The sequence below is a fragment of the Glaesserella sp. genome, from assembly GCF_041817755.1.
In the GTDB taxonomy this organism is placed as follows: Bacteria; Pseudomonadota; Gammaproteobacteria; order Enterobacterales; family Pasteurellaceae; genus Glaesserella.
The window spans coordinates 1-20,833 of the sequence record NZ_JBGYBX010000015.1 but is presented as its reverse complement, the minus strand read 5'-3'; the positions used below and the strand labels follow the sequence as shown (position 1 = coordinate 20,833).

The following is a 20,833-nucleotide window of genomic DNA, read 5'->3' as shown; positions in this document are numbered from 1 at the left end:
ACGCACTGAAAACCACCGCTTGTCCCGTTACCGTTTATTTTTGTCCGAACCCTTTCAATCCGACCACATGTACGTATTCTTGGTTATTGGCAATTTTACGAACCAATTTGTACGTCGTACCGCGTTCCGGGCTGATATTTTCCGGTGCGGCAATCAGCAATTGCATATCCAAGCGTTCGCACAGTTCAAATAAGGTATTGATAGAAGTCGCATCCAAACGAGCGGCTTCATCCAAAAAGAGCAAACGGGCAGGCAGAATGTCTTTGGCGCGTAAACGGCGTGACTCCTCTTCCCAGCTTTGTACCACCATCAACAGGATTGACATCCCCGTTCCGATCGCTTCACCGGTGGATAACGCACTACTCTCGGCGCGCATCCAGCCGTCCGCGCCACGGAAGGTTTCCACTTCAAGATCGAGATAATTACGGTAATCCAACAACTCTTCCCCGATAGTTTGCGGAGTACGTTGTCCCATTTCAATATGCGGATTCACGCGTTTATATAACATCGCCAATGCTTCCGAGAAACTGAGTTTTTGATTCTCAAACAGATCGCTGTGCTGTTCCCTTTCGCTGGATAATGCATTGAGCAAAATGGCGTGAGTATCACGAATATTTACCACCAAACGCACGCCTTTGACCTGTCCGAAGGCAATATTCTGTAAGCCTTGGTTAAGTTGCAAAATGCGGTTTTGTTCACGTTGGATGGTTTTGCGCAGAATATTTGCCACACTTTCCGCGCTGATTGCCAATTTTTTCTCACGGCTGGTCAGCTCATTGGTTAAACGGGAAAGCTCGATTTCCATCTGCTCAATCGCGTCGATCGGATCGTCGGTTTTGATAATGTCTTGACGAATTCGCTCACGTAAATGTTGATACACCGAAATAAAGAACGCCACTTTGTTTTCAGGCTTACGGCTGTCTTCCGACGCACGTAGACTGTCGCGTAAATATTCGTTATCCGCAACCGCTTGACGCAACGCGCCGAGTGCTTTATCCGAAATCGAACGCAGTTCTTCTGCAGATTGGTATGCCAGCTCGCGACGGTTGAGACGTTTTTCCACGTCGCTGTTACGCGACATTTTCAGTACCAAACACCAACTGACTTTCGCCTGTACCACGATTTCGCGTTGGCTGTGGTAATCCCGCTCCGCCTTGCGCACCGCTTTGTTCAGATTATCCATTTCCGCTTCGATCACGGCGAGCTGTTTATCCAAATACGTCCGGCGCGAACGTTGTTGACTTAACCGTTGATACAGTTCGTCACGACGGGCGGTCGCACGTTCGACGGCGCCGTCATCGTTACGGATACCGTATTCGTCCATTTCCCGGATCAATTCTTGCAACATTTGGTTTTTCGCCTCGTAAGAGCTGCGCAATGACGTTAATACTTGATTGTATTGCGTCAGTTGGGTTTGCGCCTGTCGAAGCTGTTCGCGGGCAAGTTCACGTTCACGCTGTGCGCTGTCCAAACGCTGACGGAGCTGTTCATTCAATGCAGAACCTTCCGTACCGACGGTTTCTTGATAGCTGAAATGCAAACGGCGGTTCATAACATCGGCTAAACTAAAGACTTTCTGTTTGAGTAATTTTTGTTGCTCAACCGACCGCTTGTAATTCTCCTGAAGTTGTTCAAACTGTGTCGGGTCGCTTTTTAATGCCACGGCAATCGGTTCGAGCTGGGCTAAATAGTTGCCGTATTGACGAATAAATTGTTCGTCTTCTTGCGCTTCCAGCAACTGCTCACGACATTCTTCCACACGATCTTGAAGCGTTTCATCGGATAACACGGTCAATTGCGGCAATACTTTATTCAATAGCTGTAATTGCATTTTACTGTTGTCCGACTGATGACGCAGTTGTTGTTCTTGTCCGCCCGCTTGATTCAATTCACGATCGATTTCAACCCGTTTTTGCGCAATGTCTTGCATGATCGCTTCCGGATCCGGCTGGAAGGCTAATGCCAAATGGGTACCGACAAATTGGCTTAAATGTTGATGCAGACGTTGGCATTTTTGTACGTCAAACGCACGCTCCGCATGTTTTTCCGCCGTTTCATCACGTGTTATTTTTAACTGCTCAAGCTGTTTTTCACGAGAGGCGCGACCGAACACCGCAAATTCGGAGAATTTCGAATAACGCCACTGACGATTGGACAGTTGAACGACCACACCGTCAGCCAATTCTTCTGTTTGGAATACGTTGTCATCAAACGCGTTCGGATCCCCTTCGATTAAATAGAGATTGTCCGGACAATCGTCCAATTGACCGAGCTGCGCTTTGACGGCCTCCAAATCACGGACGACGATAGCATGACGCGCTTCGCCGTAAAGGGCGGAGAAATACGGTGCGTCTTCCAACGATACATCGTCATACAATTCGGACAATAATACACCGCCGAATTTTTCCGCCAAATGATTTAACCGAATATCTTCGGCACCGTCCGGTTGGCTGAGACGGGAAATTTGTTCGTCCAACAACTGTTCACGGCGAGCCAGTTCATCGCGTTCAAGGGTTGCTTCCCGTTCGCGGCTTAAGGTATTTTGCATAAATTGCATGACAGATTGGCTTGTTTCAAAGGTCTCGCCGCATTGCTCCTGTAAACGTGCCAGTGCGGATTGTGCCGTATGCCACGCCGGTGCGGTTTGAGCAAGCTGTTGGTATTGCTGATTTAACTGTTCGCGTTGCTGACGCTGCGCGGAACGAACTTCGACGAATTCGGCGAGTTCTGCTTCCAGATCGTCCAAACGGGCTTGCTGCTCTTCGTAATAAGCCTCTAAATCTTCTGCCGTTTCAAGGTTGGTTTGTGCTTTTTGGTTAAATTCGCTTAACAAGCGTTGTGCATTTTGTTGTTGATGCAGACGTTGTTCAAGATCGGCTAGTTTTTGGCGTAAAGCCACCGCTTGTTGTGCGTGGGACTTCTGTGCCGGATAAGCGGAAAGTAACGATTTCGCTACGCTATCGGCTTGCAAGCGGTCTGTTTCTCCCGCAATTTTACAAACTAATTCGAAGGCTTTATCGAACTGGGTTTTCGCCATGTCCGACACAGACAGGCGCTGTTCCAAATCAAACACGCGATCGGTCATATCATCGGCTTGTGCGGCAAATTCCGCATGATAATCTTCCACATTGTGTAAATCCAAATGCGGTAAACCGCACAGCTGTCTGGCTTTTTCCAGTGCATTGACCGCTTGTTGGTATTGCAATGCGCGGGTTTGCTGTGCATCCAATGCGTGTTGGTAATCCGCCATTTCCGAGCGTAATGACTCCACCACGTCTTCGGCTTCATCCGCAATCGCTTGTACTTGCTCTACCCGTTCGACTACTTCCTCAACCGCCATGGTTTGCTCTTCCAATTTATCGCTTAATTCGGCGACCTCATCTTGATAGCGTTCCATCTTTTCTTGATGGCGGGAGGCATTGAGCACAAGATTTAGGTGATCGGACGCACTATTATATTCTTTTTCTAATCCGCTCTCGGCATCGCTCAAATCTTTCACTTCTCGGCTGAATTCTACGATGCGCTGCTGTTCCAATTCGATTTTAGATTTGGATTGATACCACTCTTGGCGTTTCTCCAAGGCGGATTGAACGTTACCGCGACGTTCGTTGGCATGGCGCATATAATCGGCGGACACGTAATTGGTCGATTCGGTGATCAGTTTTTTGAACATATCCCGATCCGATTGCGTCAATCTGATCGCTTCCAATGTCATACGGTTTTCACGTAACGCCGATTCCATATCTTGGAACGCCTGACGAACACCCAGATTTTCAGGTAATAAATAATCGCGCAATGATTTGGTAATGACGCTGGAAATACCGCCGTAGAGCGATGCTTCAATCAACTTGTAGAATTTGCTGCGATCCGATGACGTACGCAAACGTTTCGGGATAATGCCGAGATCAAACAAAAAGCCGTGATAATCCGTAATCGAATGATATTGTTTGAAGAGTACGTCACTGCCGTCAAACTGTTCTTTCAAATCGTTTAATGCCAGTACACGGGCGTTTTTATCACCGACTTGTACCGTAAATACACTGATGATTGATTGTTCAAACGGGATATTTTGAATGGAAAATGAACGAATATCGACTTTTTTGTCACGTCCGGCAATTTGTTGTAAGCGTACGCCACTGATCACGCGCTGCCCGCGCGAGTTTTCACTTTCAAGTACCGCATAACAGACACCTGCTTTCAATTTTCCGTACAACCCTTTATCGCGTGAACTTGAGGTCGAACCGGCTTCCGTCGTGTTACGGAAGTTAATAAGACTTAAATCCGGAATTAACGCCGTAACAAAACCGGCCATAGTGGTGGATTTCCCCGCCCCGTTACCGCCTGACAAGGTCGTAACCAGTTCGTCCAAATCAAAGGTTCTGGCAAAGAAACCGTTCCAGTTAATCAAGGTTAGAGAACGGAATTTACCGCGAACGACACCTTCAGGACGAACAAGCGGTGCGATCAGCTCATTATTTTGCAATTCGATATGTTCCATTATTCTTCCTCACCCTGTTGTTCAATTTCGTCAATGTCGTCATTTTCCGTATCGTTATTCACCGCATCATCTTCCGGTTGTTTGTTGAGCAACGCCGGTGTGGTCGCCTCACCGTCGCGAATTAAGCGAAGCTGCGCTTCACGCGGGTCATCGCCGGTACGGACATCGGCACCGAAGCGGAAGACGGATTCCGAAATCACGAATTTTTTGCTGTTTTGATCGCCGACGCGGGTGATAATGCCGATACGTTGTAAGCGACGCAACGCCCCGCCGACTTTTTCGGCAAGTTTGGCTTTGTCCAAATCCGAACCGGTCGAACGCGGATTCACCGCTTTTAATAATTTTCCTTCATCCGCCAAATTAAGCAGTTCGTCATACACTTCGTCGTAGCTGAAGATACCTTGTTGCGCAAGGCGTTCCGGACTTAAATAGAGATAACAAAGCACTTTACCGACCAACATTTCCATTTCGCTCATCGCACTGCGGGCAATCAATGTTGTGGCTTTCGGACGTAAATAGAAAAACCCTTCCGGCGCGCGAATCAATTCCACATGATAACGGCGATAAAACTGTTCCAATTCCGTTTGGAAATCCATTAAAAATGCATGCTCGTCCAGTGATTCGAGGCTGACGTGTCTCCCTGCGCGCAGTGCGCTGTCAAGCTGCGGAAAAATCGGATTAGCGATTGCCTGTGCTAATTTTGTCGAGATAAGCTCTTGAGTATCTGTCATTGTTCGTTCTCTATATTTGTAAAATTTTGATTAAAACCGACCGCTTGTTATTTATTATATTGATCAATCACATTCGCCTGTACCTCGGCGCCGTTATCATTAATGGCTTGCCATTGCGGATAAACGGCTTGATTGTCTTGGCTTGCCATACCGAGTTTGACGGCTTGGTCCACAACGATACGCGCAACATCAAAATGACGACTGAGCGGGTATTTTTCTAGTTGCTCACGCAAGATTGCCCCTAAATCGATCGGTTTGTTTTGATCGCGGAACGGTGCCAAATGCGCTTGCATAATGGCGACAATTTGTTCCTGTACTTGCGACATGGATTCGTATTCAAGTTCGGTCGGTAATTCGCCGACAGCATCGGCTTCATTGAATTCGGTTTCGTCATCGCGTAAATCCAACAAGGCATCGGCTTTAGTGATATAAAGTTGCCACGGGTTCTCAAAATAAGATTGAATCGATTGGCGTAACCGTTGACCGAAGACGCGGTTTTTATCCATATCAATCGCAGTACGAATAAATTTATGTACATGGCGGTCGTAGCCGATCCACAAGTCAATCGCCTGCTGTCCCCAACTGATAATTCGGTCGAGTTTGTTTTGCAGATTAACGACTAATTGATCGACGAAATCCAATTCCGCACGCCCGATCAAACAAGCCTGAATGCGTAATAATTGCGCTTGAAGTTTATCCCCGGCGGCATTGAGCGTATCTTGCAATTCACGCAGATTACCGGAGGTTTCATCCAATAACTGTTGGCAGGTAGCAATAGCGTCATGCCAATTTTGACTGAGCAAGGAGGCGATTCGCTCGCGAATTTGTTGCTGATTTTCATCCATCATGCGTTGGGAAAGATCGATGCTATCGAAAATCTCGGCAACCGAATATTTTAATGGCGCAAAGACCTGTGTACGCCAAAACCGTTCATCACCGCCTTCTTCCGCCGAGGCTGACGCCCGTTGTATTTCTTCGGCAACAATCGACAACTGAATGGAAAGGCGTAACGTGGAAAATTCGCGTTGGCGAACATAATAATCCGATACCCCGACCCCGAGCGGCGTTAAACGGTAAATCGCCAACCCTTCGGTAAATTCACTGCTGAATCGGTTTAAAAAACGCTGCTTGACCAAATCGTTAATCGCGTTGTTTGCACGTTGCGCCAAGGTGGCGTCCGATTGTTCAAACACATTGGAGACATGGCGGAAAAGATCGTGCAAATCGCTTTCAAGCAACTCACCGTCCATTCGTTCATTGTTATACAACGAAATAGCTAATAAAAAAGCAAGGCGATCGGTTGAGAGAGACAGTGAAAATTCACGATCTCTCGTCCATGAAATAAGTTCCGGCAAGGTTTGTGCCAATTCGTTATACATAGGTGGCTTTCAGTGATTATCTAGAATGTTGAAAAAATAGTGAATATTGTAACCTATGAAGAGAGAAATGGGAAAGACAAGTGGTCGGTTTTATATTAATTTCTGCATAAAACGGTTGGATTTTGCAAAATATTGTCACGATCTCACCGCTTGTCATTTATGTGTCAGCTGATTTTGGCAAGAAGGCGTTCAACCATGCGGGAAGCGATATCCACTTGGCTGATACGTTCGATCATTTCCAATCCCGGTGCGGCATTGACTTCCAATACCATTGTGCCTTGCTGCGTTCGAATCAGATCAACACCCGCTACGTCTAATCCGATCACTTGAGTTGCCTTTATCGCCAGCAGCCGTTCTTCCACCGTTAACTCAACGGGAGACGCACTGCCGCCTTGATGAATATTGGCTCTGAATTCCCCTTTCGCACTTCGGCGTTGCATGGCGGCTACGACTTCATCCCCGACAACAAAAACCCGAATATCTTGCCCTTGGGACTCCGAAATAAACGCTTGTAATAAGGTGGGAACCTTTGCCGTATGTAATGTATTGAGCAGACTGACAGCATTGCTTTGGTTGTCAGCTAACATGACGCCGCAACCTTGTGAACCGGAAAGCGTTTTAATAACGGACGGTAACGGAAATTGTTGTAGCGTTTCCATCGTGCCGTACAACTCGCCCGCCAACACGGTTGAAGGCGTCGGAATACCATGTGCATTCAATACTTGCAGGCTTTGCCATTTATGGCGTGCCAGTGAAAACGCCTGCGCCGTATTTAAAACCGGTATTTGCCGATATTCGAAATGACGCAAAATATGACAACCGATTTCCGTACCGGATACACCGAAACGCGGCAACACACCGACATAATCCCCCAATGATTTAGGTGAGCATCTCGGTTTATCATATACTTCGCCTTGTTGATAGAATAAGCTGAATTTACCTTGTTCCGTCCGCAATAAAAAACGTTGCGGATCCAAAATATCTACCTGAAAACCTTTTGCTTCGGCAGCTTGCTTTAAGCGCTGACAACTATATAGCCGAGGTTCACGGCAAAGCATTAACACGGTCATTTTTTCAAGAAACCTTGTTGCTGAAAATACGGCAAAATATGCGGACGGAGCGGTGTATCAAGCGCTTTTCGAATGTTATCTTCCCATGTCAACGACTGCCCTGATCTCTGTTGATAGTAAGCGGTCAGTTCTTGATTGTATTTTACCAACGCATTCGTATCCAACGGCGGATAACCGTTTTCATAACACATCAGTGCTTGCGGCAAACGAGGCTTGAGCTGCGGATCTTGATTCGGATAGCCTAAGCAGAGCCCGACCAGCGGAATACAATAAGGCGGAATATTTAAAACGTCCGAAACCGCCTGAATATTGTTACGCAACGCACCGATATATACGCCGCCCAATCCTAACGATTCTGCCGCGAGTAACACGTTTTGCGCCAAAATGCCCGTGTCGACCGCACCAATCAGACTGACTTCCGTCCAATCCAGTTGCGCTTGCGGATCCAGCTGTTTATGTTTATGGAAATCAATGCAAAACAGTAAAAATTCGGCACATTCGGTAATATAATTCATACCTGATGCTTCACGTAAACGTTCACGTTTATTCGGATCGGTTACCCGAATAATCGAAACGCATTGCAAATTGTTGGAGGTGGAGGCACGTCTGCCTGCGTCGATTAAAGCGGAAAAAATCTCCGCCGAAATAGGCTGATCGGTAAATTTTCGAATGGAACGGTGTGACAAAATTGTCTCTAGAGTCGGTTTGCTTTGCATTTTTTCACCTGTAACAAAAAAGAAAACGCCCTCGAATCTTACTCTTCGAGAGCGCTTCACTCAAGACGGCTACTCCAATTTTTCCAGATATTTTTGCCCGCCTAAATTTTGCACTTGCCGCATGATCCATTGTTGCCTTTTACGCATCGTCGAATTCGGTCTGTCCACTTTGTAAATCAGCGGATTCGGCAGTGACGCAGCCAACAGGGCGGATTCTTGTAACGTCAGTTTAGCCGCCGGTTTATTGAAATAATGACGCGCCGCCGCCTCTACGCCAAAAATACCGTCGCCGAATTCGGCGATATTTAAATAAACTTCCAGCACTCGGCGCTTACTCCATACACTTTCCACCAATACGGTCAGAGGTAATTCAATCCCTTTACGTATCCAACTGGTGCCATGCCATAAATACAAATTTTTGACGGTTTGTTGTGAAATCGTTGACGCTCCGCGCGGTTTTTTATTGGTTTTGGCGTTACGCGCTAACGCTTTTTCTATAGCATTAAAGTCAATCCCGAAATGGGAATCGAATTTTTGATCTTCCCCGGCAATGACCGCCATTTGCATTTGCCAAGCAATTTTATCCATATTCACCCAATCATACCGGATGTCGTATTTTTCCCACGCCGCCAAATGCGAAACTTTTTGTTGCACCATATAGGAGGAAAACGGAACCGGTACTACGCTGAACAATAAGGTTAATATCAAATAAAAAGAAAAAAACGCAAGGCAAATACGGGAAGCGACAAAGCAAAGTCGACCTCTTATCGAGCGAATCCGCTTAGACGGTATAAAAAAATATCGAATAAATTGATTGAGGCAAGAAAACAGTGTTGAAACTAACTTATTGATGACCATTTAACTTTTCGCTTACCCATTGCAGAATTTCCGGTTCAACCGTTTTAAGCATGTTCGAACCTCGTGTAATGGTAGCCGCACTGGTATTCAATTGTTGTTGAATTTCCCGTTGTGACAACCGATTATCCAATAATGCTTGGGTGATCTGAACCCTTAATCCTAAAGCACTTCGTTCATCCGCCGTTAGAAACATCGAAAACAGCGCTTCGGCTTTATCTTCTGCGACAGCGTCTTTTAATAATGACAAAAACTGTTGCCATTCCTGTGGATTACGTTGATTATAAAGTGATTTCATAGGTGTAAAAAAGAATGATGGATATAAACAAGCGGTGAGATTAGCAAAATTTTTTGCGAAACTCACCGCTTGCAACTTATTTTTTTCCGGCTTTATTACGTTGATCATCCAATTCGACGTTTTTCGGCACTGAAAACTTAAATAAATTATCGGAAATACCTTGAGTGGTAATATTACGCAAAACATATAAATTGCTTTGCCCGTCACGTTCGATAGTACTAAATCCCTTCAGCAAACCGTTTGTATCGATACGGACATCAAATTGTTTAATGCCGCTTTTCTTCGATTTTGGCTTTAACACGAAAGTATCGGCATTTTGTTTCACCTCATACTGTTCCCAGTGATTTTTATCATTACTGGTCAATAAAACGAAAGGCGTGTTATTGACCGCGTCTTTCACCCAGTTTGCCGTGACTTGGGAAACGAACGGATCGTAAAACCACAGGGTTTCTCCGTCGGAAACAATCAAATTTTCCTGTGGGCTTTTGGTATCCATTCGAAATAAATTCGGGCGTTTGACTTGAAATTTACCGCTACCCTTTTGAATCTCTTTTCCCTTGCTTGAACGAACGGTTTGCTCAAAATCTGCGCTGTATTGGTTGACTTTTTCTAAGCGGCTTTGCAATTCTTTGACCGATGCTTCGTCCGCTATTGAAAAGGTTACGGCAGAAAATAATAAGGTGCCGATTAATGATTTTACGAATAAATGTTTCATGAGTTATCCTTAAGTTTTTATCATGTGCCTGTTTGACAATTTACCGATTAAAAGTTCCGATTTATGCGGTTAAAAACGGATGCCCGTTCCGATTCCCAGCCCAAAACCAACACCGTTTGAGCCACCGCTGGCACTCACGCCCGCACTACAGCCGACAACCAAAAGCAGAGATAACATCAGAAAGATTTTTTTCATTTATGATTTCCTTTAAAAACGATTATAGTATGTATCACTCTAACGGAATATTTTACTGATATTTTCGGCTCAAACCAATTTTTAAAGAGGCTTTTATGAAGATTTTTCGTCAGTTTTCCTTATGTGTATTGGCTGCCATGCCGCTTGTCAGTCATGCGGCGTTGTTAGACATTACTGAAGATCAAATCAACCAATATCTTGAAACCCGTTTGGCAGAAAAAATTCCGCTAAATGATCGCGTCGGTGTTCCCGGTTTGTTTGAATTGGATTATCGCCTGCACAACTTAACTACCCGAATCGGCCAAACGGAAGAAAAGCGGGTTGAAATCATCGGAAACGTTGACGGACTTTTGAAAGCCAACGGAAAGCAATATCAGGCCAATATCCGTCTGAACATGGATACGGTGCCTTATTATGATCCGCAAAACGGTAAATTATTTTTAAAAGACGCGCGTGTAATCGATTGGATCGTCACCCCCGAAAAATATCAACGGGATTTGCAGATGTTTATGCCGATATTAGCCGACGGATTGACAAATTTTTTGAACAATACGCCCGTTTACACTCTTAATGAAAATAACGCTCAAGAAGCGCTGATGAAAAAATTCGGCAAGGCTATTATTGTGGATAAAGGTATACTGCGGTTAGAAACCTCTGTGTTCTGATTTCAAAAAATTTACATATCAATACAAATGGAAAAACCCACAAATGTGGGTTTTTCCATAATATAGGCTGTTATTTTTATAATTTTTTTATTTTCAGTGTGTTTTCTCAAGGTGATTCTCTTTCCACTTATCTTCAAACCACCAAAAAACCGGAATCGTCAACGCAATGATAATAAGTGCCCATAACGATTCGTTTTCAATAATGACTTTAAGAATGCTGAAAGCAAAAACACCGAGAGAAAGTAGTCCTAGAAATTTTAATACTTTAAATAACATGTCCATATTTGTCTCCTTTAAAAACATGTTTGTAAAATAACGTAATTATTTTTAGATTTCAATCTTTTTTTAAGGGTTTTTTGTAAATTTTACAAAATTAAATCACTTAACACGGCTGGATTTGATGACAATTGTCTTTTTCTAAACAAAACCTGTATTTATTCAAAATTCCTCATTCTCTTTGAACAATATAATCCGTTACATTTTCTCACTGAAATTAACTCAGTTTTTTCATTTTGAATGAGTGTCACCGGAAGAAAATTAAGCCGTATTACTTCAAAAAAATAGCGATAAGTACAATTTCTTGGAGTAAAACTTAAAAATTTTGTGATCTATGTCGAAATTTTGAATTTTGACTATTGTGAATTTTACACTTTTGACTAACATTTACGTCAAATATTTAACAAAAGGAGATGACTTATGGAAACCGGTGTCGTTAAATGGTTTAATAATGCCAAAGGGTTTGGGTTTATTACCTCAGAAAGCTTTGACGGTGATATTTTTGCACATTTCTCTGTGATTGAAGGTGAAGGCTACCGTTCCCTGAAAATGGGGCAAAAAGTACAATTTGAGCTCACAAGCGGAGATAAAGGTGCTTCAGCTTCCCGCATAGTCCCAATCGTTGACTAACCTTACCATTTAACATTTCCCATACAAGCGGTAGGATTCGTAAAAAATTTTACAAATCCTGCCGTTTTATTTATCTGCTCGTTTGTCATATCTGATTCTGTGTTAGAATCCCCTCCTTTGATAAAACGAGAACACATCATTATGAAGAAAATTGAACGGCTATTTGCTAACAATCACGCTTGGGCAACTCAAATGAAGGATGAACAATCCGATTATTTCAAACAGCTTGCAGAACATCAAAAACCAAGTTACCTATGGATAGGTTGTTCGGATAGCCGTGTTCCGGCCGAAAAACTGACCGGTTTAGAACCCGGAGAACTCTTCGTTCATCGAAATGTCGCCAATTTGGTAATTCATACCGATTTAAACTGTTTATCCGTCGTACAGTATGCCGTGGATGTTTTAGATATCGAGCACATTATTATTTGCGGTCATACCAATTGCGGCGGTATCAAAGCAGCTATCGGTATGGAAGATAACGGATTAATCAATAACTGGTTATTACACATTCGCGACTTATGGTTTAAGCACAGTCATCTGCTGGGTAAGTTGACGCCGGACCAGCGTGCCGATATGCTCGTTCGTTTGAATGTGGCGGAACAGGTCTATAATTTAGGTCGTTCGACAATTGTCACGGCAGCTTGGGCAAGGGGCAAAAAGCTTTCGTTACATGGTTGGGTTTATGACGTAAACGACGGTTTTTTAAATGATCAAGGCGTGATTGCGACCAGTCGTGAAACCTTGGAAATTACCTATCGCAATGCGATTGCCAAGTTATTAACCGATGCCGACGAGATTTCCGCTAATAATCAAGGTGATATTGAAAGCCGTGAAGAATCTGACGAACTCGGGCTTTCCTCGCTGAAAGGATTATAAAGAAAAACGACACAACATATTTCAATTGTGTCGTTTTTTATCGTTTTATTTAAACTGTGCGAAGGCTTGCAATAAGTCCGCCTTAATATCGTCCACATGTTCAAGACCGACGGAAAAACGCAAGAGCTTATTGCATACACCGCGTGCGATACGCTCCGCTTCAGGAATATCCATATGGGTTTGGGTTGCAGGGTAAGTAATGAAACTTTCCGTACCGCCCAAGCTTTCCGCAAAGGTAATCATCTTCATCGCTTTTAAGAACGGATTGACCCAGTTTTCATCTTTCAAGCGGAACGACAGCATTCCGCCTTTACCCGAATAAAGCACATCTTGGACTTGCGGTTGTTCCGCCAGGAATTTAGCGAGTTCCGTCGCATTTTGTTGGTGACGTTCTACACGCAACGCAAGGGTTTTTAAGCCACGAATAATCATATAAGCGTCAAACGGCGAAAGCACTGCCCCAGCACCATTTTGCAAATAGAACAAGCGGTCACATAATGCTTGCCCTTTTGCTACCACCAAACCGGCTAACACATCATTATGTCCTGCCAAATATTTGGTTGCACTATGAATAACAATATCAGCCCCAAGTTCAATCGGGCGGAACAATACTGGCGTTAAGAAAGTATTATCAACAATTAACAGCAAATTATGCTTTTTAGCAATTTTCGCAATCGCTTCAACATCACACTCTTCCATCAACGGATTAGACGGTGTTTCAACAAAAATCGCTTTCGTATTTGGATTAATCGCTTTCTCAATCGCGTCCAGATCCGCCGTATTCACATAAACCGGTTTCACGGTGTTGTTATTTTTGTAGCTAAAATCTAACAAGCGGTAAGTTCCGCCATAAACATCGCTAGAGATAATCCACTCGTCAGGGGCGGTAAAGAGCGACATAATCAGTTGAATTGCCGCCATACCTGACGCTAATGCAAAACCTGCATCGCCATCCTCTAAGTCCGCAATGCCTTGCTCAAGTACGCTACGGGTTGGGTTTTTGGTACGAGTATAGTCAAAGCCGGTGGACTCGCCGATCCCCATATGTCCATAAGCAGTTGAAAGGAAAATCGGTGTTGCCACCGCCCCAGTACGCTCATCAGTACGATTTCCCAGTTGGACTAAGGTACTTTCAATGTTGTTATATTTCATATCTATCCTTTTGCAAAATTTTGATTAAATCTGACCGCTTGTTGCTGTCTATCACTATAAATTGTTTAAATCCAATACATCGGTCATATCAAATAAACCGTTTTCTTTGGTTTGAAGCCATTTCGCCGCACGCACGGCACCGTTAGCAAAGGTCATTCGGCTCGAGGCTTTATGTGCAATTTCAACACGTTCACCCTCATCGGCAAACCAAACGCTGTGTTCACCGACCACATCACCTGCACGGATCGTGGCAAAGCCGATTTCATCACGCTTACGTTCCCCTGTAATCCCTTCACGCGCAAATACACCGTGTGTTTTTAAATCACGACCTAAAGTCTTGGCAATATGTTCACCCATTGAAAGCGCCGTACCGGAAGGGGCATCCACTTTATGGCGGTGGTGAGCTTCAATTACTTCAATATCGCAATAATCGCCCATGACTTTTGCCGCTTTCTCTAACAGCTTAAATACTAAGTTCACCCCAACGCTGTAGTTAGAAGCAAAAACGATACCGATTTTCTCTGCCGCTGATTTAATTACTTGTTTGCCGGCATCATCAAAACCTGTTGTACCGATCACCATTTTTTTATTATGTGCGACACAAAAAGCGATATGTTCTAACGTTCCCTCAGGACGAGTAAAATCAATTAACAGATCAAACTGATTGACTTGTGATGATAGATCATCCGTTACGGTAATCCCTAAATGCCCAATGCCCGCTAATTCACCGGCATCTGCGCCGATTAATGATGAACCTTGGCATTCAAAGGCGGCGCCCAATACCACGCCCTGTGCTTGCTTGACTGCCTGAATAAGCTGACGCCCCATACGTCCGCCGGCGCCGACAATGCCGATTTTTAATGTCATGTTGTGTCCTTAAATTCGTTAAAATACAAGCGGTCGGATTCTACCGTAAATTTGCAAAATTTTGTGAAAAACTTACCGCTTGTTTTTTGCTACGTTAATTGAATATGCACCGTGATCTCTTCCCGATCGTGATACAAATGTTTTGCCTGAATTGAAAATTTCAGCCCTTGTTTCTCTAATAACAAAGAAATCGTATCTAAACACAGTTGCACTTCTTGATAACGTTTTTTCATCGGCAATTTCAGGTTAAAAATCGTTTCCCGACACCAACCGTTAATCAACCATTTTGCAATTAACTTACTAATTCGCAACGGCTGTTCAACCATATCGCACACCAACCAATCGATCTGCTTACGTTTTGGCGGTTGGAATTTAAAACCATCTTCCGCACAATGCTCAATACGCCCCGTGTCATGTAAACTTGCCGCCATTTTGCCGTGATCGACCGCATAGACAAACAGACCACGCTTGACTAACTGATAGGTCCAGCCCCCCGGGCAAGCGCCTAAATCGACACCGTACATCTGTTCGGTAAAACGTTTTTTCTCCTCTGCCTGTGGAACAAAGGTCAAAATCGCTTCCTCCAATTTCAATGTCGAACGGCTTGGTGCATCCGCAGGGAATTTCAAACGGGGTATCCCCATAAAAAATGGTGATCGGTTATGGTTATAGGCATACCCCACATAACACTTGCCCGATCCCACAAACAGAATATGCAAGCTGATACTCTGCTTCGCCGTTTCTTTTGCCCCTAACCAGCCCTGTTTTTTCAAGGCACTACGCAACGGCACAGTAAACTTGCGACAAAAAGTCAAAAGTTCTTTGGCTTCATTCGTATCAGGCGTTTCAACAAAAATCTCACTACTGTTTTTCGGATTTAAGGCTTGATATTGTGCCACAATCGGCGAGATTCGATCCCCTTCGGGTAAGTCCTGCAACAACTCGCCGACCACAATCATTTGACGAACAAAAATCAACTGATTAAAAGCTAATTCTCTGGCTAATCTATCCGCTTCTCCTGCCTGATAGCACTCAAAAATCACATAACCACTGTGCTCTTTGAGATTGGCAAACCCATAAATCCCTAACTGAGCCGCTTTATCATTGATTTCACCTGCCACTTCCTTTTCAAAACCTGCACGGCAGTATAAAGCTAATTTATTCATTACTTCTGACTTCTCACACAAATATAAACCAACGCCGCCCAGCCCACTAAAAATAGCGTACCGCCAATAGGCGTTGTCCAAACAAAAATTCGGCTTGCTCCTAAGGCTAACGCATATAAACTGCCACTAAACAGCAAAATCCCTAACACCCAACTACCGCCAATAATGTTAAAAGCTTTGGCTCTACAAGCGGGCGGATTTTGCGAAAAATTTGCAATTTGAAACAGCCCCAACGCCATCAATGCTAGCGTATGAAACATCTGATATTGCAAGCCTGTTTCAATCCACGCCAACGCTTTCTGATCTAAGACCTTCTCCAAACCGTGAGCCGCAAAAGCCCCGAAAGCGATACAGAAAAAACCGCTTAGGGCTGAAAAAAGAAGAAATTTGTTTTTCATAGTCACCTTTATTTCGTCCAATCTTGAACGGTTAATTCTTTAATCTGAGCAAAAGCCTGATCATTACTCACAAGAACCGCCCCCACAGCATAAGAATGGGCTGCAATCTGCATATCTAAAGGCGTGAGCATTTTGCCTTGTTGCTCCACTTTTGCCTTAAATTCACCGTAGATTTTTGCCACTTGCTTATCAAAATCTAGGACTTCCACACATAATAACAACTCTTTAACTGCACGATGAAGTTTATATGCCTCAGGTTTTTTCGCCAGCCCATAACTGATTTCAGAATACGTAATCGCTGAAATACAAAGGGATTGCATCGGTACACTCAACAATTTCGCCATTACATTCGGTTGCTGTTTTAAAATATGACTGATCATATTGGTATCTAGCATATATCTCATTCTGACCAATCCTCAAACGGATCTCGATGTTGCATACGAGTATCTCGATCAAATTCTAATTGTTCACCTTGCAAATCTTTCACGGCATCAAGAAAGCCTTGCCAATCATTCGGACGCTTAGATAAGATGACATTACCCGTATTTTCATCTCGATAAATATAAACTTCATCAGTATCAAAACGAAAAGCCGCAGGTAATCGTACCGCTTGACTACGTCCATTATTAAAAAGTTTTGCTGTTTGCATATATCCCCCCTTATCTTGCATAGGATTAATATAGCAACTCAAAAAATATAGATCAAGGTATATATCAAAAAGGCTAAGCACTTTCGCACTTAGCCTTTATCATACAACCTTTAATTAACCCTGCTGATATTTCGGTTCAGTAAACACCGTTACTGCAGGTGCTTCGCCGACAAATTTCTCAACTTGGACGATTGCGGTGTTTGGTGAGTTACCCTGTGCTAGTTTTGATGTGCCTTCATCACGGGTTAGTACGTTCGGGTTGCCGTATTTACAGAGCGGTTTTTCGCTAACGCCTAAATCTTGCGGATCGTACCACGCCCCTTCGTGTAGGGCGACGGTGCCTTTGATAATGCCATCTGTGACAACTGCACCTGCAAGCACTTGACCACGTTTGTTAAAAATACGCACAATATCACCGCTTGCAATGCCACGAACTTTGGCATCTTCAGTGTGAATTAACACAGGTTCACGATCTGCCACTGCATATTTTTGACGTAATGATGTGTGGCAAAGCTGGCTGTGTAAGCGGTAGTATGGGTGTGGTGTCACTAACGCTAACGGCTCTTCAGCGGTCACATTGCCTGCATATTCTGCAGGAACAAACCAAGTCGGGTGACCTTTACAGTCGTCGTAATTCATTTTCGCCACAGTGTCGGAGAAGATCTCGATTTTACCTGATGGCGTACCTAGCGGATTAAGCAACGGATCATTGCGGAACTCTTCGTAACGCACCCATTTTTTCGCTTTTTCACTTGCTTTAAACGTAATCGGCTTGTTGTCTTCCCAGAATTTTTCAAACTTCGGCATAATCACACGGTTTTTGCGAGCGGCTTCAAAGGCAGTGTTATAGAACCCTTTTAACCAATCCATTTCCGTTTTGCCTTCAGTGAATTGCTGTTCCACACCTGCACGTTTGGCAAGTTCTGCAAAAATATCGTAGTCGCTTTTCGCTTCAAATTGTGGCTCAACCACTTGTTTCATCGGGAAGATATTCATCATTGAATAGTCGCCCGACATCGTTAAGTCGTTACGTTCATAGCTGGTGGTTGCAGGAAGAACAATGTCCGCCATTCGAGCCGTTGGTGTCCAGTTTACTTCATTGACAATCACCGTATCCGGTTTTTGCCACGCTTTCACTAAGGTGTTCGTATCTTGGTGGTGAGTGAACGGGTTACCGCCAGCCCAGTAGATCAATTTAATATCCGGGTAGGTCACTTCCGTGCCGTTATATTGAATGGTTTTCCCTGGGTTTAATAAGGCATCGGAAATTCGTGCTAATGGGAACGAGAATTTAGAGGTATCATCAAGCCACGTTTTTTCGCCTGCTTCGGTAGATAGACTTGCGGTGATCGAACCTAAAATACCGCCCGTTGCCGTTGGTGCACCGCCGTTTGCATAATGATAACTTAAACCGAAACCTCCACCCGGTAAGCCGATTTGACCTAACATTGACGCTAATGTCACGATCATCCAGTGAGTTTGTTCGCCGTGGCGTTGGCGTTGCATACCCCAACCAGCCATTAACATTGTGCGTTTTGCAGAGAAATCTGTGGCTAATTTTTTGATGGTATCAGCCGGTACGCCGGTAATTTGGCTTGCCCAAGCGGCATCTTTCGGCTGATTATCTTCTTTGCCTAACAAATAGGTTTCAAATTTATCGTAGCCTGTGGTGTATTTTTTAATGAAAGCGGTATCTACTTTGCCTTCCGTTGCTAACGTATGTGCAATACCCAACATTAACGCCACGTCCGTTGCCGTATTAATCGGGATCCACTCTGCCCCTAAATACTCGCAAGTTTCGCTTTTCACAGGGTCAATACAGATAACACGTTTACCGCTCTCTTTTAATTTTTTGAAGTATTCTACGCCTTGTTGGTCAGTTGAAGTCCACGCATTGCGTAACGTTGCCATCGGGTTTGCAGACCATAACACGACGATCTCTGAACTGTCTAACACCACTTCCCAGCTGGTTTGCTGTTCATACACTTCAATAGTGCCAAGAACGTGTGGCATAATCACCTGAGCAGCACCTGTTGAATAGTCGCCTTTTACACCAACAAAGCCACCGGTTAAATTTAAGTAGCGGTGTAATAAAGTACGAGCAGCGTGCAATGCCCCTGAACTATACCAACCGTATGAACCGGCAAAAATACCGCTTGCACCGTGAGCATCACGCACACGTTTCACTTCATTATGCACTAACTCAAAGGCTTTATCCCAAGACACTCGCACCCATTCATCACGTCCACGCAATGTCGTATCTTTATTACCTTCCAAATAGCCTTTACGAACCATCGGATATTTCACCCGCACTTCGCTGTAAAGCTGATCCGCCACAACGCTTTGTAGCTCATTCTCCAACACAGGCACAATCGCAGGGCCTGATTTCACCGCTTTACCGTTTTCAACCACAACCCCAATCGGCCCCCAGTGTGCAGCGGTCATCACCGTAGTCTGCTCTGCGGCTGTTGCCGTTGGACTGAGTAAAGATGTCACACCGCCCGTAGCCAGTGACGCACCCGCTAAACCTAAAGAAGAATTTTTCAGAAAATCACGACGACTTGCATTGAATTTGTCTTGCTTTTTCATTTGAAACCTCATTAATGAAATTTCACAAAGGCATTTGCAAAAAAGAGAAAGAAAGATACCGCTTGTAATCCGTTGGTACGGATTACCACTTTCGCAAATACAGTTTGTGAAAGTTAATATAACGACACCTTTCTAAAGGGAGTGGCACGCTCATTTCTAAACGTACCATTGTGTAATCCGAAGTTCAAATTACAGGCACTGGTTCCATATCTTACGACTTAGGACGACAGGCTCGGAGTCGGGTTAAATGCCTTTGAAATGCCAAAGGCGAGCATTTTGCGTCAGCGATTAGTGAGAACCGCCAAAATATCTTTTGCATTACGTTGCAGATAAATCGTCACTGCACGCACATCATCAGCACTCATTGATGTTCTGTCTTTCATCGAATTGACCACACCAATCCACTGATTTGCTGTATAGTGATCTGCACCAATCGGTGCGTGGCAACCACTACAATGGGTCTGATTTAAGTTATTACCGAACTGATTTAACGCATTAAGATTAGAAGTCACCGCACTTTTCGGCAACGTCACCGCAAAACTGACTTCTTTCCAATCGGACGCAGTCACATTGTCATAAACGGTCTTAGCCACAGTGACTTTATCTTTCACCTCATCACCCAATAACGCCACCATAATCCGCTTACCTAAATCCATATAAACCACAGATTCCGCCCCAGCTTGTTGCCAGCCTTTCACCGTCGCCTGAATGTTATCGCCGACCGCTTTCCACTCGGTTAATTCCGCATAAGGCATCAAACGAGCCTCACCGCCCTCACCAAATTGAGCGGTACTCATCGCCAATGAATACAAAATCTTATCGCTAGCGGTAAATTCCCCACCAAATTTTGCTAATTCACCAGCAGCGGCAGCATTATCAACCGGAATTTCAGGCATAAAATGAGCAATCCCTTTATGGCAATCAATACAGGTTTGATTTGTTTCCTGAGCTAACTTATGCATTTTCTGAGCCTCTTTTTTCTGCTCGGACAACGCCATCGCCTCAAAACTGTGACAACTACGGCAAGTTGCAGAATCCGTCGCCTTCATATCCGCCCAGACTTTTTGAGCCATCTCTAAACGATGAGCCTCGTATGCCTCTTGATCAG

General features: G+C 44.2%; 21 protein-coding genes and 1 riboswitch. Of the genes, 3 read left to right on the top strand and 18 right to left on the bottom strand.

The window, feature by feature from the left end; genetic code table 11:
* Positions 1-34: 34 nt before the first annotated feature.
* From mukB to ACEYKX_RS01440, 9 genes are all read right to left on the bottom strand, one after another.
* Entirely contained in the window at positions 35-4,498 is a 4,464-nt protein-coding gene (gene mukB, locus ACEYKX_RS01480) for a chromosome partition protein MukB (protein WP_373768150.1), read from the bottom strand.
* Positions 4,498-5,229 carry a chromosome partition protein MukE gene (gene mukE, locus ACEYKX_RS01475; protein WP_373768149.1) on the bottom strand — a complete coding sequence of 244 codons (732 nt, stop codon included), beginning with the start codon at positions 5,227-5,229 and terminating at the stop codon, positions 4,498-4,500. The genes mukB and mukE overlap by 1 nt, the downstream gene beginning before the upstream one ends.
* Positions 5,230-5,276: 47 nt before the next feature.
* Positions 5,277-6,608, bottom strand: coding sequence for a chromosome partition protein MukF (mukF, locus tag ACEYKX_RS01470; protein WP_373768148.1), 1,332 nt, complete (start codon positions 6,606-6,608; stop codon positions 5,277-5,279).
* A gap of 164 nt (positions 6,609-6,772) precedes the next feature.
* Positions 6,773-7,678: a RimK family alpha-L-glutamate ligase gene (locus ACEYKX_RS01465; RefSeq protein WP_373768147.1), complete on the bottom strand. Its 906-nt coding sequence runs from the start codon at positions 7,676-7,678 to the stop codon at positions 6,773-6,775.
* Positions 7,675-8,394 carry an oxygen-insensitive NADPH nitroreductase gene (nfsA, locus tag ACEYKX_RS01460; protein WP_373768146.1) on the bottom strand — a complete coding sequence of 240 codons (720 nt, stop codon included), beginning with the start codon at positions 8,392-8,394 and terminating at the stop codon, positions 7,675-7,677. Before nfsA ends, ACEYKX_RS01465 begins: the two co-directional genes overlap by 4 nt.
* 69 nt (positions 8,395-8,463) lie before the next feature.
* Positions 8,464-9,252: a monofunctional biosynthetic peptidoglycan transglycosylase gene (mtgA, locus tag ACEYKX_RS01455; protein WP_373780367.1), complete on the bottom strand. Its 789-nt coding sequence runs from the start codon at positions 9,250-9,252 to the stop codon at positions 8,464-8,466.
* On the bottom strand, positions 9,239-9,547 hold the full coding sequence (gene trpR, locus ACEYKX_RS01450) for a trp operon repressor (RefSeq protein WP_373768145.1): 309 nt from the start codon (positions 9,545-9,547) through the stop codon (positions 9,239-9,241). Before trpR ends, mtgA begins: the two co-directional genes overlap by 14 nt.
* A gap of 76 nt (positions 9,548-9,623) precedes the next feature.
* Positions 9,624-10,262, bottom strand: coding sequence for an outer membrane lipoprotein chaperone LolA (lolA, locus tag ACEYKX_RS01445; protein ID WP_373768144.1), 639 nt, complete (start codon positions 10,260-10,262; stop codon positions 9,624-9,626).
* 69 nt (positions 10,263-10,331) lie between these two features.
* On the bottom strand, positions 10,332-10,457 hold the full coding sequence (locus ACEYKX_RS01440; RefSeq protein WP_373768143.1) for a hypothetical protein: 126 nt from the start codon (positions 10,455-10,457) through the stop codon (positions 10,332-10,334).
* Between the two features lie 95 nt (positions 10,458-10,552).
* Between ACEYKX_RS01440 and ACEYKX_RS01435 the strand changes: the two genes are divergently transcribed.
* Entirely contained in the window at positions 10,553-11,122 is a 570-nt protein-coding gene (locus ACEYKX_RS01435; RefSeq protein WP_373768142.1) for a DUF1439 domain-containing protein, read from the top strand.
* 93 nt (positions 11,123-11,215) lie between these two features.
* Here ACEYKX_RS01435 and ACEYKX_RS01430 read toward each other — a convergent pair whose 3' ends face one another.
* On the bottom strand, positions 11,216-11,404 hold the full coding sequence (locus ACEYKX_RS01430) for a hypothetical protein (RefSeq protein WP_373768141.1): 189 nt from the start codon (positions 11,402-11,404) through the stop codon (positions 11,216-11,218).
* A gap of 414 nt (positions 11,405-11,818) precedes the next feature.
* On the opposite strand from ACEYKX_RS01430, the gene cspD reads away from it, so the two are divergent.
* Positions 11,819-12,028 (top strand): cold shock domain-containing protein CspD, encoded by a 210-nt coding sequence (cspD, locus tag ACEYKX_RS01425; protein WP_373768140.1) that lies wholly within the window; start codon positions 11,819-11,821, stop codon positions 12,026-12,028.
* A 141-nt stretch (positions 12,029-12,169) separates the two neighbouring features.
* Positions 12,170-12,904, top strand: a complete 735-nt coding sequence (gene can / locus ACEYKX_RS01420; protein WP_373768139.1) for a carbonate dehydratase — start codon at positions 12,170-12,172, stop codon at positions 12,902-12,904.
* A gap of 45 nt (positions 12,905-12,949) precedes the next feature.
* On the opposite strand, the gene ACEYKX_RS01415 is transcribed toward can, so the two are convergent.
* From ACEYKX_RS01415 to ACEYKX_RS01380, 8 genes are all read right to left on the bottom strand, one after another.
* The gene (locus ACEYKX_RS01415; protein WP_373768138.1) at positions 12,950-14,056 is read right to left on the bottom strand and encodes a methionine biosynthesis PLP-dependent protein; all 1,107 of its coding nucleotides are present in this window, start codon (positions 14,054-14,056) and stop codon (positions 12,950-12,952) included.
* Positions 14,057-14,110: 54 nt separating this feature from the next.
* Positions 14,111-14,923 carry a 4-hydroxy-tetrahydrodipicolinate reductase gene (dapB, locus tag ACEYKX_RS01410; RefSeq protein WP_373768137.1) on the bottom strand — a complete coding sequence of 271 codons (813 nt, stop codon included), beginning with the start codon at positions 14,921-14,923 and terminating at the stop codon, positions 14,111-14,113.
* Between the two features lie 89 nt (positions 14,924-15,012).
* The gene (rlmM, locus tag ACEYKX_RS01405; RefSeq protein WP_373768136.1) at positions 15,013-16,089 is read right to left on the bottom strand and encodes a 23S rRNA (cytidine(2498)-2'-O)-methyltransferase RlmM; all 1,077 of its coding nucleotides are present in this window, start codon (positions 16,087-16,089) and stop codon (positions 15,013-15,015) included.
* The gene (locus ACEYKX_RS01400) at positions 16,089-16,487 is read right to left on the bottom strand and encodes a DUF423 domain-containing protein (protein ID WP_373768135.1); all 399 of its coding nucleotides are present in this window, start codon (positions 16,485-16,487) and stop codon (positions 16,089-16,091) included. Before ACEYKX_RS01400 ends, rlmM begins: the two co-directional genes overlap by 1 nt.
* 8 nt (positions 16,488-16,495) lie before the next feature.
* Positions 16,496-16,891, bottom strand: coding sequence for a type II toxin-antitoxin system VapC family toxin (locus ACEYKX_RS01395; RefSeq protein WP_373768134.1), 396 nt, complete (start codon positions 16,889-16,891; stop codon positions 16,496-16,498).
* Positions 16,888-17,136, bottom strand: coding sequence for an antitoxin (locus ACEYKX_RS01390; protein ID WP_373768133.1), 249 nt, complete (start codon positions 17,134-17,136; stop codon positions 16,888-16,890). Before ACEYKX_RS01390 ends, ACEYKX_RS01395 begins: the two co-directional genes overlap by 4 nt.
* A 114-nt stretch (positions 17,137-17,250) precedes the next feature.
* Entirely contained in the window at positions 17,251-19,725 is a 2,475-nt protein-coding gene (gene torA / locus ACEYKX_RS01385) for a trimethylamine-N-oxide reductase TorA (RefSeq protein ID WP_373768132.1), read from the bottom strand.
* A gap of 109 nt (positions 19,726-19,834) precedes the next feature.
* Positions 19,835-19,975, bottom strand: a riboswitch (molybdenum cofactor riboswitch).
* A gap of 31 nt (positions 19,976-20,006) precedes the next feature.
* On the bottom strand, positions 20,007-20,833 hold an 827-nt coding region (locus tag ACEYKX_RS01380; protein WP_373780366.1), incomplete at its 5' end, for a NapC/NirT family cytochrome c.

Excerpts from the sequence above, each read along its gene's own strand:
- mukB (WP_373768150.1), bottom strand. The coding sequence starts at position 4,498 with ATGGAACATATCGAATTGCAAAATAATGAGCTGATCGCACCGCTTGTT.
- mukE (WP_373768149.1), bottom strand. The coding sequence starts at position 5,229 with ATGACAGATACTCAAGAGCTTATCTCGACAAAATTAGCACAGGCAATC.
- mukF (WP_373768148.1), bottom strand. The coding sequence starts at position 6,608 with ATGTATAACGAATTGGCACAAACCTTGCCGGAACTTATTTCATGGACG.
- ACEYKX_RS01465 (WP_373768147.1), bottom strand. The coding sequence starts at position 7,678 with ATGACCGTGTTAATGCTTTGCCGTGAACCTCGGCTATATAGTTGTCAG.
- nfsA (WP_373768146.1), bottom strand. The coding sequence starts at position 8,394 with ATGCAAAGCAAACCGACTCTAGAGACAATTTTGTCACACCGTTCCATT.
- mtgA (WP_373780367.1), bottom strand. The coding sequence starts at position 9,252 with ATGGTCATCAATAAGTTAGTTTCAACACTGTTTTCTTGCCTCAATCAA.
- trpR (WP_373768145.1), bottom strand. The coding sequence starts at position 9,547 with ATGAAATCACTTTATAATCAACGTAATCCACAGGAATGGCAACAGTTT.
- lolA (WP_373768144.1), bottom strand. The coding sequence starts at position 10,262 with ATGAAACATTTATTCGTAAAATCATTAATCGGCACCTTATTATTTTCT.
- ACEYKX_RS01440 (WP_373768143.1), bottom strand. The coding sequence starts at position 10,457 with ATGAAAAAAATCTTTCTGATGTTATCTCTGCTTTTGGTTGTCGGCTGT.
- ACEYKX_RS01435 (WP_373768142.1), top strand. The coding sequence starts at position 10,553 with ATGAAGATTTTTCGTCAGTTTTCCTTATGTGTATTGGCTGCCATGCCG.
- ACEYKX_RS01430 (WP_373768141.1), bottom strand. The coding sequence starts at position 11,404 with ATGGACATGTTATTTAAAGTATTAAAATTTCTAGGACTACTTTCTCTC.
- cspD (WP_373768140.1), top strand. The coding sequence starts at position 11,819 with ATGGAAACCGGTGTCGTTAAATGGTTTAATAATGCCAAAGGGTTTGGG.
- can (WP_373768139.1), top strand. The coding sequence starts at position 12,170 with ATGAAGAAAATTGAACGGCTATTTGCTAACAATCACGCTTGGGCAACT.
- ACEYKX_RS01415 (WP_373768138.1), bottom strand. The coding sequence starts at position 14,056 with ATGAAATATAACAACATTGAAAGTACCTTAGTCCAACTGGGAAATCGT.
- dapB (WP_373768137.1), bottom strand. The coding sequence starts at position 14,923 with ATGACATTAAAAATCGGCATTGTCGGCGCCGGCGGACGTATGGGGCGT.
- rlmM (WP_373768136.1), bottom strand. The coding sequence starts at position 16,089 with ATGAATAAATTAGCTTTATACTGCCGTGCAGGTTTTGAAAAGGAAGTG.
- ACEYKX_RS01400 (WP_373768135.1), bottom strand. The coding sequence starts at position 16,487 with ATGAAAAACAAATTTCTTCTTTTTTCAGCCCTAAGCGGTTTTTTCTGT.
- ACEYKX_RS01395 (WP_373768134.1), bottom strand. The coding sequence starts at position 16,891 with ATGAGATATATGCTAGATACCAATATGATCAGTCATATTTTAAAACAG.
- ACEYKX_RS01390 (WP_373768133.1), bottom strand. The coding sequence starts at position 17,136 with ATGCAAACAGCAAAACTTTTTAATAATGGACGTAGTCAAGCGGTACGA.
- torA (WP_373768132.1), bottom strand. The coding sequence starts at position 19,725 with ATGAAAAAGCAAGACAAATTCAATGCAAGTCGTCGTGATTTTCTGAAA.